Origin of the sequence: Ruminococcus albus AD2013 (genome assembly GCF_000526775.1) — a bacterium.
GTDB classification, from domain to species: Bacteria; Bacillota; Clostridia; order Oscillospirales; family Ruminococcaceae; genus Hominimerdicola; species Hominimerdicola alba_A.
Genome location: NZ_JAGS01000001.1, coordinates 2,368,662 through 2,380,794 on the forward strand (window position 1 = coordinate 2,368,662; position 12,133 = coordinate 2,380,794).

The 12,133-nt window shown below is 47.5% G+C and carries 10 protein-coding genes; 7 read left to right on the forward strand and 3 right to left on the reverse strand.

All coding sequences use genetic code 11. The annotated features are described in order from the left end of the window. Window positions 1-4: 4 nt before the first annotated feature. Window positions 5-4,183, forward strand: coding sequence for a dockerin type I domain-containing protein (locus N773_RS0110525; protein WP_024857756.1), 4,179 nt, complete (start codon window positions 5-7; stop codon window positions 4,181-4,183). Between the two features lie 54 nt (window positions 4,184-4,237). On the opposite strand, the gene N773_RS20135 is transcribed toward N773_RS0110525, so the two are convergent. Then, a complete protein-coding gene (locus tag N773_RS20135; protein WP_242840378.1) occupies window positions 4,238-5,260 on the reverse strand; it encodes a sensor histidine kinase in 1,023 nt (340 codons plus the stop codon). Between N773_RS20135 and N773_RS22615 the strand changes: the two genes are divergently transcribed. Next, window positions 5,235-5,531: a hypothetical protein gene (locus N773_RS22615; RefSeq protein ID WP_196231673.1), complete on the forward strand. Its 297-nt coding sequence runs from the start codon at window positions 5,235-5,237 to the stop codon at window positions 5,529-5,531. The two genes, N773_RS20135 and N773_RS22615, sit on opposite strands and share 26 nt — an antisense overlap. On the opposite strand, the gene N773_RS0110535 is transcribed toward N773_RS22615, so the two are convergent. Beyond that, window positions 5,497-5,706 (reverse strand): DUF378 domain-containing protein, encoded by a 210-nt coding sequence (locus N773_RS0110535; RefSeq protein ID WP_024857757.1) that lies wholly within the window; start codon window positions 5,704-5,706, stop codon window positions 5,497-5,499. The two genes, N773_RS22615 and N773_RS0110535, sit on opposite strands and share 35 nt — an antisense overlap. A 623-nt stretch (window positions 5,707-6,329) precedes the next feature. Here N773_RS0110535 and N773_RS0110540 point away from each other — a divergent pair. The 3 genes from N773_RS0110540 (at window position 6,330) to N773_RS0110550 (ending at window position 7,775) form a co-directional block, all read left to right on the forward strand. After that, window positions 6,330-6,956: a response regulator gene (locus tag N773_RS0110540; RefSeq protein ID WP_024857758.1), complete on the forward strand. Its 627-nt coding sequence runs from the start codon at window positions 6,330-6,332 to the stop codon at window positions 6,954-6,956. Further along, a complete protein-coding gene (locus tag N773_RS0110545) occupies window positions 6,953-7,294 on the forward strand; it encodes an arsenate reductase family protein (RefSeq protein ID WP_024857759.1) in 342 nt (113 codons plus the stop codon). The genes N773_RS0110540 and N773_RS0110545 overlap by 4 nt, the downstream gene beginning before the upstream one ends. Before the next feature lie 223 nt (window positions 7,295-7,517). Next, complete coding sequence (locus tag N773_RS0110550) at window positions 7,518-7,775, forward strand: TIGR03905 family TSCPD domain-containing protein (RefSeq protein WP_024857760.1); 258 nt, start codon at window positions 7,518-7,520, stop codon at window positions 7,773-7,775. Between the two features lie 187 nt (window positions 7,776-7,962). Here the strand turns inward: N773_RS0110550 and N773_RS0110555 are convergent, their stop codons facing one another. Continuing rightward, entirely contained in the window at window positions 7,963-9,243 is a 1,281-nt protein-coding gene (locus tag N773_RS0110555) for an aminotransferase (protein WP_024857761.1), read from the reverse strand. 437 nt (window positions 9,244-9,680) lie between these two features. On the opposite strand from N773_RS0110555, the gene N773_RS21260 reads away from it, so the two are divergent. Further along, on the forward strand, window positions 9,681-11,291 hold the full coding sequence (locus tag N773_RS21260; protein ID WP_024857762.1) for a TerD family protein: 1,611 nt from the start codon (window positions 9,681-9,683) through the stop codon (window positions 11,289-11,291). 20 nt (window positions 11,292-11,311) lie between these two features. Beyond that, the gene (locus N773_RS0110565) at window positions 11,312-12,055 is read left to right on the forward strand and encodes an AIM24 family protein (RefSeq protein WP_024857763.1); all 744 of its coding nucleotides are present in this window, start codon (window positions 11,312-11,314) and stop codon (window positions 12,053-12,055) included. Window positions 12,056-12,133 lie beyond the last annotated feature (78 nt).

Genomic DNA, 12,133 nt, shown 5'->3' on the forward strand with positions numbered 1-12,133 from the left:
AAACATGAGATGTAAAAAAATTCTCGCAGCTGCAGTTTCGGTAGTAATGGCAGCAGGTCAGTTTTCTGTCGGAGCTTTCGCTGAAAATCCGAGCGAAAGCAGTTCTGCGGCTTTATCAGCCGACGGCGATACAACAGGTGAACAGGACGGCACTACCAGCAATGACGAATCAAAAAGCTACGACATAGGCGATGTAAACGGCAATGGCAAAATAGATATCAACGACGTTGTAAAAACAGCCGCTCACATCAAAGCCCGCAAACTACTCAGCGAAAAAGGCATGAAAGCTGCTGATATCAATGCTGACGGCAAGATCAACATTACCGATCTCACCCTTTTGGCAGCTCACATTAAGGGCAAGAAGAACATATCAGCATACACTGATCTGCCTGTGGTAAAGAATCCCCGCGAGAAGCAGACAAATTTCAAACTTATCGAATTCAACGTCGATAAGAATACAAAGACAGTATCCTGGAACGCTGCCGCCGACATGACAAACTACAATGTTCAGTTCACCAACGGCGACAAGACCAAGGAGATCAATACACGCAGCACCGGTACAAACATACCTTACGATATGTTCAAAGACGGAAAGCTGACCGTGACCATCACTCCATCAAGACTTGTGTGGACCGAGGACGGCGAACGTACATATGATCATGGCGATACCACAGGCTATCTGCTGAAGATAAAGCCCGAGATGATACACGGCACCATAACCGTTACAGATGAAAAGGGCAAGGCTAAGATAGACTGGCAGGCTGCTGATTTCGCATCAGGCTACCACGTATACGATATAACCAACACTGCAAGCGATGGAAAGCCCAAGCTTATAGCCGATACCGATACAGATCAGCTTATCACCGACTTCCCTGCCGGCGGCACTGTAAAGCTGCTGATCGTTCCATTCAACTCCGTTGGCGAAGCAGAAGGTGTTAACGCAGAACTGACAAGCGGCACTGTAACCGAGCCCGATCCTGTTGCAGATCTGGCTGCACCTACCTTTGGCGGCTACTACTATGTCAGCGATACCAAAAGCGCTACACTCAGCTGGAACGGTGTTTCGGGCGCTGAGGGTTATGAAGCATCTATACAGATAAACGGCAAGTGGGTTGCTTATACTACTACCGCTAAGAGCTACAAGTTCACAAACCTTGCTTCCTGCACAGGTTTTAAGACAAGAGTCCGTGCATATAAGACTGTCAATGGTCAGAAAGCTTACGGCAAATATTCCACCACTGTTACCGTAGTCACCGACGGTTATGTTAAGTGTACCACCGCTACACCGATCTATGCTAGCGCAAGCACAAGCAGTGCAAAGCTTGGCAATCTCTACGTCGGCGATACCATCATGCAGACAGACCTCCCCGCTAACGGCTGGACTAAGGTCTTCCTGCCCAACTCCAACGGCACTCAGACAGGCTATGTTCCCACTAACTGCCTTAATGGAACTTCCACCACCGACCCCGTTGCAGACCTTGCCGCTCCTACATTCAACGGCTATTTCTACAACAGTGATACAACCACCGCTACCCTCATGTGGAACGGCGTTTCGGGTGCCGAAGGTTATGAAGCATCTATACAGATAAACGGCAAGTGGGTAGCTTATAATACTACTGCTAAAAGCTACAAGTTCACAAGCCTTGCTTCCTGCACAGGTTTTAAGACAAGAGTTCGTGCATATAAGACTGTCAATGGTCAGAAAGCTTACGGCAAGTATTCAACAACTGTAACTGTAATAACAGACGGTTATGTTAAGTGTACCACCGCTACACCCATCTATGCTAGCGCAAGCACAAGCAGTGCAAAGCTTGGAAATCTGTACGTCGGCGATACCATCATGCAGACAGATCTCCCCGCTAACGGCTGGACTAAGGTCTTCCTGCCTAACTCCAACGGCACACAGATAGGCTATGTTCCCACTAACTGCCTTAACGGAACTTCCACCACCGACCGCGTTGCAGACCTTGCCGCTCCTACATTCAACGGCTATTTCTACAACAGCGACACAACCACCGCTACACTCATGTGGAACGGCGTTTCGGGTGCTGAGGGTTATGAAGCATCTATACAGATAAACGGCAAGTGGGTTTCCTATACTACTACTGCTAAGAGCTACAAGTTCACTGACCTTGCTTCCTGCACAGGTTTCAAGACAAGAGTTCGTGCATATAAGACTGTCAATGGTCAGAAAGCTTACGGTAAATATTCCACCACTGTTACCGTAGTCACCGACGGTTATGTTAAGTGTACCACCGCTACACCCATCTATGCAAGCGCAAGCACAAGCAGTACAAAGCTTGGCAATCTGTATGTCGGCGATACCATCATGCAGACAGATCTTCCCGCTAACGGCTGGACTAAGGTCTTCCTGCCTAAATCCAACGGCACACAGATAGGCTATGTTCCCACTAACTGCCTTAACGGAACTTCCACCACCGACCCCGTTGCAGACCTTGCCGCTCCTACATTCAACGGCTATTTCTACAACAGCGACACAACCACCGCAACTCTCATTTGGAACGGCGTTTCGGGTGCTGAGGGCTATGAAGCATCTATACAGATAAACGGCAAGTGGGTTGCTTACAATACTACTGCTAAAAGCTACAAGTTCACTGACCTTGCTTCCTGCACAGGTTTTAAGACAAGAGTCCGTGCATATAAGACTGTCAATGGTCAGAAAGCTTACGGCAAATATTCCACCACTGTTACCGTAGTCACCGACGGTTATGTTAAGTGTACCACCGCTACACCGATCTATGCTAGCGCAAGCACAAGCAGTGCAAAGCTTGGAAATCTGTACGCAGGCGATACCATCATGCAGACAGACCTCCCCGCTAACGGTTGGACTAAGGTCTTCCTGCCCAACTCCAACGGCACTCAGATAGGCTATGTTCCGACTAACTGCCTTAACGGAACTTCCACCACCGACCCCGTTGCGGACCTTGCCGCGCCTACATTCAACGGCTATTTCTACAACAGCGATACCACAACCGCAACTCTCATGTGGAACGGTGTTTCAGGTGCTGAAGGTTATGAAGCATCTATACAGATAAACGGCAAGTGGGTTGCTTATACTACTACCGCTAAGAGCTACAAGTTCACTGACCTTGCTTCCTGCACAGGTTTCAAGACAAGAGTCCGTGCATATAAGACTGTCAACGGTCAGAAAGCTTACGGCAAATATTCCACCACTGTTACCGTAGTCACAGACGGTTATGTTAAGTGTACCACCGCTACACCAATTTATGCAAGCGAAAGCACAAGCAGTACAAAGCTTGGCAATCTGTACGCAGGCGATACCATCATGCAGACAGATCTCCCCGTTAACGGCTGGACTAAGGTCTTCCTGCCCAACTCCAACGGCACTCAGATAGGCTATGTTCCGACTAACTGCCTTAATGGTTCTGCTAACAGCAAGAGCTATGTTAACCACGACTTGTCAGTTATAAACCAGGACGGATATCTCGGCGGAAATCCCGCTGTGCTGGGCTGTGAAGAGACCGCCCTTGCATCGGTGCTGAACTACCAGTTCGGCATAAATGTCAGTAAAAACACTCTGATAGACTACTATATGCCCGAACAGGCATTCTCAAACGGAACTATCAACGTTGACCCCAACTACTGCTTCTGGGGCTCTCCTTATCACATGGAAGGCAGTGTGGGCTACGGCTGCTACGCTCCCCTGATAGCACAGTCAGCTAACCAGTATCTCAAAGCTCTCGGTGTACGCGACAACTACAATATCGCCCTGAATACCGATTATTATACAGGCAACAATGTCAATAAGCTGAAATTCGACCCCACTAATCTTGACCTTGGCGATACCAAAGTCAGCGGCGGACTTGACCTCAACGGTCTGAAAAAAGAGCTGGACAAAGGCAACAATCCCATAATCTGGTACTCCGAGATAGAGCCATATGCCGTATGCACCCAGACCCTTACCGCAGGTCAGAAATATACCAATCCCGGTTCGGGCACATATAACTTCACATGGTACGGCAGACAGCACACTGTTGTACTGATGGGCTACGATGATACCAATAAATGCTTTATCATCGGCAATGTTGAAAACTTCGACAGAACAAGCTTCTACGGCAAAACACAGACTATTTCATATGATGAATTCATGAATTCATACAACACCCTCGGCAGACAGACCGTAGTTATTTCAAAAAAATAAAGCATAAAGATAAGGCACTCCTGTCAGTATCCTGGCAGAAGTGCCTTTTTTCGTCTATTTCGGTACGGACATGAATACTCTGAAGCCTTTTTCCGAGGCTGTATAGTTTATCGTCCCGCCGATACTTGCCGCACGTTCACGCATATTTTCAAGACCTATGCCTGTCTGGGCTATCTCCGAACAGCTTCCGTTGTCCTCAACGGCAAGGCGGTAGAATGCAGGATGTTCCTGAACGGATACACTTATCTTATCACCATTAGAATGTTTCACCGCATTGGAAAGGCTTTCCTTTATAATACCTAATATACACAGCTTGACATTTCCCGCGGCTTTTTCCGACATATCATAGTCAAGCTTCACCGTGAACCTGCCGTCCACCGCAGATATCGCTTCCTCGATGCCTCTCCGAAGGTCTATGGAATCATCATGCAGGTCATGAACGCTCTGCCGAATACTTGTCATAGCGTTGTCGAGAGTAGTCTTCAGGCTTTCAAGAGGTTCTTTCAGCTGTTCATCCTTGTTTATTATCATCAGTGCCCCCGCCTGCAAAAGCGACCTTGTCAGCATATGCCCCACGTTGTCGTGTATCTCACGGGCTATGCGGTTTCTCTCTTTCAGGGTGGCTATATGTATCTCGCTGTCCTGGGCGCGGGCGATGGCTTCATTAGTGCTTTTAAGCTGCATATTTTTCTCGGTTACTTCGTCTCTGAGATTTCTCAGAGTATCCACCGTTTCTTCAAGCTTAGATACACGCAGATATATCATCACCGTAACAGCGCACCCTGCCGCCGACAGCGCCAGCTGTGAAGCATCGGGATTACCCATGAAATAAGTCAGCCCGCAAAGCATCAGCTGCCATTTTCCCTCCCATAGAGCGTCATAAAGCAGCAGCGGAAGCATACATATCATAGGAGGAAGCACTCCGCAAAGAGCGGCACAAACAGCAAGCAGAACGGCAGTCAGCTTACGTCCGGGCATTAGCTGTGCAAGCGCCGAAACGCTGAGCGCAGGCAGCATAGCCGCCACCTCTCCGATCGCAGAGCCGCCGTGTATGAAACCCGTGAAACATATTAGCAATATCGCAAGTTTTTCGTACAGCCTTTTCACCGCATTCACCTTCCCTGACACACTTTCGCTGACCATTATAATTCTACACGATTTTACAGGCGATGTCAAGGCAGCAAAAAGCAGCGCAGAGAAGCTCCCATCGGACTTGCAGCCCTACCGTTACGCTGCAAGCCCGTGCCTTGTGCGTTTCGGTTCGGGAACTCCTCTGCCCTGCTTTCTGATAAACCTTTCGGCAGGGCGGTGCGCTAAGCGACGTCGGGGAGCAGTTCTCTGTCCTTGAAGAACAGCGAGATGCACCATATCGCGGATATAGCCACCAGTGTGTAAACTACTCTCGATAAAAATGCAGCCTGTCCGCCAAAGATGAAAGCCACCAGGTCAAATTCAAATATACCCAGCAGACCCCAGTTTATGCCGCCTACTATGAGCAGCGCAAGAGCTATCCTGTCCAGCATTCGTTACCATTCCTTTCTTTCGGCTGATACTGCCCATTCCACAGATATTCAGTGGTTTAAAAGCAGTTCGATCACCGTTGCTGATTCTATTATGAACAGTTTATCAAGAAATATGCACAATTAAAAGAGCAATTTTTGGCAAGTCATAAAAAGTTTAGACTTTATTTTGTAATAAAAATATAAAAATATGAAACGTGACAATTTTTCCCATTTGTTAATAAAACTAAAGAATTTAAGGCATTTTTATGGTGTTCAATAAAACTATGTAGCATATGCCTACGCAAAAAAATTAAAATTGTGCAAGTTGCCGAATTTTGCGAATTCTCAAAAAAAACTTCCCATACCCCTTGACTTTTGAGGGAAAAGCGATTATAATATAGATGGTGTTAAGGAAATCGAATAATCAGATTGATTTAACATCCGTTTTGTTGTCTCCTTTCTTTTGTTCTACACATAGTTTTTTTGTTTTATTTTCCGCAGGTCACCGTTGACCTGCTATTTTTTTGCCCATTTTTAAAGATCAGCGATCCGTCTTGCATTAACCCGCGTTCTGTGATATACTATTATATAGAAATGGCTTAATTAATGGCTTAATTCAAGCGCAAAAGAAATGAGGAACGCACATGAGGATCATAGTCACCGATGACGACAAGCTTGTGGCTTTGTCGCTGAAAACCATACTTGAAAGCACAGGGCGCATAACCGTTGAAGCTATGGCTTCCGGGGGCGAAGAAGCTATACGCCTGTACGACGAGCTTTCTCCAGATGTAATGCTTATGGATATCCGCATGGAGGGCATGACGGGGCTCGAAGCAGGCGAGAAGATACTCGCAGCCCACCCCGATGCAAAACTTCTCTATCTGACGACTTTCAACGATGATGAATACATCGTCAAAGCCCTCAGCATGGGCGCAAAGGGGTATATGCTCAAACAGGATTTCGAGGGCATTGCCGCCGCGCTTGAAGCTGTTGCAGGCGGACAGAGCGTTTTCGGTGAAAAGATAGTAAGCCGACTGCCCGAGCTTATGTCCCGCAAGGAAGAATTTGATTTTGCCGCCCACGGCATCAGCGATAAGGAGCGGGAGATAATGGAAGCTGTTGCTTCGGGGCTCAGCAACAAAGAGATAGCCGCAGAGCTTTTCCTCAGCGAGGGCACAGTGCGCAATTATATAAGCAACCTGCTGGACAAACTGCAACTCCGCGACCGCACACAGCTGGCGGTATACTATTATACAGAGGTGAAAAAATGAACATACAAATATTCGGCAAAGCGAAAAGCTTTGATACCAAAAAAGCAGAGCGCTATTTCAAGGAGCGCGGTATAAAATTCCAGTCCATCGACCTTGTAAGCAAGGGAATGAGCAAGGGAGAATTCGATTCGGTGCTGAAAGCGGTGGGCGATATTGAAAAGCTCATTGATCCCAAAGCCAAGGGCGAAACAGCAGACCTGCTGAAATATCTCGGCAGTATTGAGGAAAAGCGTGAAAAGCTCCTCGAAGAACCTGCGCTGATAGCCGCACCCGTTGTCCGCAACGGAAGACAGGCCACCGTCGGCTATTGCCCCGATGTCTGGAAAAACTGGGAATAAACCGACAAAATATTCGGAGGACATTCTTTACTGAACTGACCTCCGTTTTTATTTACGACTTTTTATCCCTTTTCGCAGGAGTTTTAAGCAAGTATTAAAATTCAAAAAAATATTTATATCTTAAACGTTATCTTCAAATTTAGTCTGTTGATTTTCCTGAATGGATATGATATAATGTCTGCATAAACCACCCAGAGTACGTAGTCTTTCGAGGAGGGATAATATGGCTACATATGATTATACACCACACGGTGTATGTGCCAGAAAAATAACCTTTGATATCGTTGACGGCAAGCTGCACGATGTCGGTTTTGTAGGCGGATGTAACGGCAATCTGAAAGCCATAGGCTTACTGCTGGAGGGCAAAGACCCGAAGGAAGCTATCAGCCTGTTGAAAGGCAATGATTGCAGCGGAAGAGGTACTTCCTGCGCTGACCAGCTTGCCATAGCAGTAGAAAAAGCTCTGGCAGAAAACCCCTGACTCCCCTGCGTTTTTTCATAAGCGCCGTGAGGGAGATATCCCGTTACCGCAGATATTTACAGTGGTGTTACGGGAAGAAAAAGCGTTCTTATAAAAAAGAACCACCACAAAAAACCTCCGAACTTCATGTCCGGAGGTTTTTTTGATGATCGTATATTTTGTCAGCCTCGGAGGGCTGCTCGATTGTTTACTCAGCCAGCAGCTTTTCAGCACTTGCAAGCTTTACACATACAGTGAAGAGCTTTGCAGCTATTTTCAGTTCCTCAACAGGGGGATATGTGGGAGCAACACGGATATTCTTATCCTCAGGATCCTTGCCGTAGGGGAAAGTAGCACCTGCACCTGTCAGTACAACGCCTGCTTCCTTGCAGAGAGTAACTATGCGCTTTGCGGTGCCGTTCATAGCGTTGAAGCTTACGAAATATCCGCCGTTGGGCTTAGTCCATTCAGCAACGCCCAGATCGCCCAGTTCCTTATCGAGGGTATCCAGTACCACCTCAAAACGGGGAGCGATAAGCGCCTTGTGCTTCTTCATATGCTCTTTAAGTCCCTCAAAATCACCAAAGAACTTAACGTGTCTCAGCTGATTGATCTTGTCGTGACCGATGGTCTGAACAGTCATCAGCGAGAGGATATACTTTATATTAGCTTCGCTTGCGCCCATGATAGCAACGCCTGCACCCGCATAGCTGATCTTGGAAGTAGATGCGAACATAACAACTCTCTCGGGGTTGCCTGCAGCCTTGCACTCATCAAGAATGTTCAGCAGCTTATCGGGAGTATCTGTCAGGTGATGTACGCAGTAAGCGTTATCCCAGAAGATGCGGAAGTCAGAAGCCTTTGTCTTCATATTAGCAAATCTCTTTACGACCTCATCGCTGTAAGTAACACCTGTGGGGTTAGCGTACATAGGTACGCACCAGATACCCTTGATGCTGTCGTCCTCTGCAACCAGCTTTTCAATCATATCCATATCGGGACCATTCTCATCGGTAGGGATATTGATCATTTCGATACCGAACTTCTGGCAGATAAGGAAATGTCTGTCATAACCGGGAACAGGGCAGAGCCACTTGATCTTACCCTGATCTCTCCAGGGCTTGGATTCCTCGTCAACACCGAAGAGGAGATACTTAGCGATAGTATCATACATTATATTAAGGCTGGAGTTACCGAATACGATAAGCTCCTTCTCACTTACGCCCAGCATAGGCGCAAAGAGCTTCTTTGCAGCAGGGATACCGTCAAGACCGCCGTAGTTCCTGCAATCAACGCCGTTATCATCAAAGCAGTCGCTGCTCTTTGAAACGCAGGTCAGCAGACCTTCTGTCAGGTCGAGCTGTTCAGCTGCGGGCTTACCTCTTGCCATATTCAGTGCAAGACCCTGAGCCTTATAGCCGTCATATTCCTCCTGCACCTTATTTTTGAACTCCAGAAGCTGTTCACGGGACATCTCTGTTAACTTCATATTCTTGTACCCTCCGAAATAATAAGCTAAAATACTGTCTTAATCCGACTATTGTATTGTACTCCATTTTTTACGATTTTGCAAGTGAAAAAGGGTCATCTTGCAAAAAATCTCCGTTTTATACTAACTAAAGCCGACCTTTATCCCGAATATAGGCGAATTAGATAATCTGATTGCAAAATTTTATGAAATATCTTTTAAGCATTTGCCCAGAAGCGCTGACGCTCAATGAATAGTGAATAATGAAAAATGGATAATTGTGGTATCGCCTGCAGCGATGTATTATTTTTTGCTGATCTGGGAGTGCCTTTTCACTGTTGATTATTTATCTTTCAGGTCTTGAAAATTCGGGAATTTTGTGATATAATAACCGTGTATAAACAAAACAGATACAGTCCCCTTGCGGGCAAAACACAAAAGGAAGAGGAGGCAGCAGCATGAGTCTTTTAGTTCCTATGATAACCAGAGGCGCTTTAGGCAGAAACGACCTCTTGAACAATTACGGCACTACAAACTTTGTACAGCCGCCGATAAACGACCTGACAGGTCTGATGAACCGAGGTGCCATGATGGGCGGTATGCCCGGAATGGGTATGTGCGGAATGTCAGGCATGGGTGCTATGGGCGGTGGTATCGTCAACCCAAGCTCTGTCGGAGGATTTGTCACAGGTGCAGCTGTTGGTGCGGTTGCCATGAGTGCTATGCAGAACGGCGGTATGAACAGAAATATGAATCAGCCACAGAATGGTTACCAGAACAACGGCTATAACAATCAGCCCCAGAATGGTTACCAGAATAACGGCTACAACAATCAGCCGCAGAACGGCTATCAGAACAACAGCTATAATAATCAGCCCCAGAATGGTTACCAGAACAACGGTTATAACAATCAGCCCCAGAACGGCTACCAGAACAACGGTTATAACAATCAGCCCCAGAATGGTTACCAGAACAACGGCTATAACAATCAGCCCCAGAATGGTTATCAGAACAACGGCTATAACAATCAGCCCCAGAATGGTTACCAGAACAACAGCTATAATAATCAGCCCCAGAACGGTTACCAGAACAACGGCTACAACAATCAGCCCCAGAATGGTTACCAGAACAACGGCTATAACAATCAGCCCCAGAATGGTTATCAGAACAATGGCTATAATAATCAGCCCCAGAATGGCTACCAGAACAATGGCTACAACAATCAGCCCCAGAACGGCTACCAGAATAACGGCTATAATAATCAGCCATCGGGAGATCCTCTTGATGCGATATTTGCACAGCCGCAACAGCCTGTACGCAATCAGCCCCAGCCACCTCAGCAGAATCAGCAGCAGAGCGCATGGGAACCTGTGCGGAACACCCCAAGGGCAGGGCAGACCAACTTCGGAGTACAGCAGCCTGTTAATACTGCCAATGCAAGCTACGCTTCAAACCCTGCCAACAACCGTCCCAACGTCAAGCGCAACCGCGTTGAACCTACAGGGGACAGGCTTGCCAAAGGACAGAAATACTCCATCAAAGACAGAGACGGCAGACCTGCCGAACAGCTTAAAATATGCCTTGGCTGGGATGTCAAGGACGGCAGGGTCGAACTTGACGCTTCGGCTTTCATGCTGTGCGATAACGGTAAAGTTCCCGGGGACGAGTGGTTCATCTTTTACGGTCAGCCCGACAGTCCCGACAATGGTCTTCACTACAAGATATTCAAGGACGACCCCAATTCGCCCGATGATGCGGCTATCATCATGGATCTCACCCGCGTTGACGCAAGGGTGACTAAGATAGCGCTGGCAGTTACTATTTACGAGGCTGCGGCACATTCGCTTAATTTCGGCATGGTGCAGAACCTCTATGCACGTATACTTGACAGCCGCACCAACCGCGAGATAGCATCATTCAAAATGGACGATTGCTATTCATCAGTAACGGCGATGGTACTGGGCGAGCTTTACCGCTATAAAGGCGAATGGAAATTCAATGCGGTAGGCGCGGGTAAAAATCTTGATCTGGCGGCGTTCTGCGGAATGTACGGCGTTGCACTTGAGTAGTCGGAAAAGGAGAATACATCATGGTAATGTTTGAAACAGTCAACGAACTTTGTTTAAAAATAACCTGCCGCGGCGGCGGTGATCATATATTCACAAAAGCAGGCGCTTTTATAGGCGGCGAATGTATCGGTCCCAAGAACTATACCTTCACAAAGGTTATGCTGGGCCCACAGGAGGGCTTCGGCCAGGCACTGCTTGGTCAGCTGACCCGTAGGATAACAGGCGAAAACCTTCCGCTGATGAAGGTTGAATTTCAGGGCGACAGTGTTACATATTACGCCAACGACCAGCAGCACGTGGTAGTATACAAGCTTGAACCCAACGAGACTATCTCTATCGAAAGCGAGAATATCCTTGCTTTCTCCCGCGAGTGCAAGTACGGTGTGCGTTTCCTCGGTCAGGGCGTTATCTCACAGAAAGGTCTTGCTACTTCCACGCTGACAGGTCAGGGCAACGATTCATACGTTGCTATACTGGTTGACGGCAACCCGCTGGTGCTCAGCAATATACAGTCGGGTGCGACCCTTGAAGCCGACCCCGATGCGACAGTATGCTGGATAGGCGCAGACCCCACTCTGAGGACAGATATCTCATGGAGAAACTTCATCGGTCAGAGTTCGGGCGAATCCTATATGTTTGAATGGCCGCCCCAGGCACCTGCGACAGTCATCATTCAGCCCGAAGAGCGTACTTCCGGCGTCGATGTATCCATGGACGGAAGGGCATCAGGCTCGCGTCCTTCTGCACAGAGAAGATTGTACTAAGCAAAATAATACCCGCAGAGGAAGCTTTCCTCTGCGGGCTTTTTTATGCAAAAAAGAACCACCCTTTTGGGGTGGCTC

Coding starts and splice junctions, on each gene's coding strand:
- N773_RS0110565 (WP_024857763.1), top strand. CDS start 11,312: ATGGTAATGTTTGAAACAGTCAACGAACTTTGTTTAAAAATAACCTGC.
- N773_RS21260 (WP_024857762.1), top strand. CDS start 9,681: ATGAGTCTTTTAGTTCCTATGATAACCAGAGGCGCTTTAGGCAGAAAC.
- N773_RS0110525 (WP_024857756.1), top strand. CDS start 5: ATGAGATGTAAAAAAATTCTCGCAGCTGCAGTTTCGGTAGTAATGGCA.
- N773_RS0110545 (WP_024857759.1), top strand. CDS start 6,953: ATGAACATACAAATATTCGGCAAAGCGAAAAGCTTTGATACCAAAAAA.
- N773_RS22615 (WP_196231673.1), top strand. CDS start 5,235: ATGAAACCCGTGAAACATATTAGCAATATCGCAAGTTTTTCGTACAGC.
- N773_RS0110550 (WP_024857760.1), top strand. CDS start 7,518: ATGGCTACATATGATTATACACCACACGGTGTATGTGCCAGAAAAATA.
- N773_RS0110540 (WP_024857758.1), top strand. CDS start 6,330: ATGAGGATCATAGTCACCGATGACGACAAGCTTGTGGCTTTGTCGCTG.
- N773_RS0110555 (WP_024857761.1), bottom strand. CDS start 9,243: ATGAAGTTAACAGAGATGTCCCGTGAACAGCTTCTGGAGTTCAAAAAT.
- N773_RS0110535 (WP_024857757.1), bottom strand. CDS start 5,706: ATGCTGGACAGGATAGCTCTTGCGCTGCTCATAGTAGGCGGCATAAAC.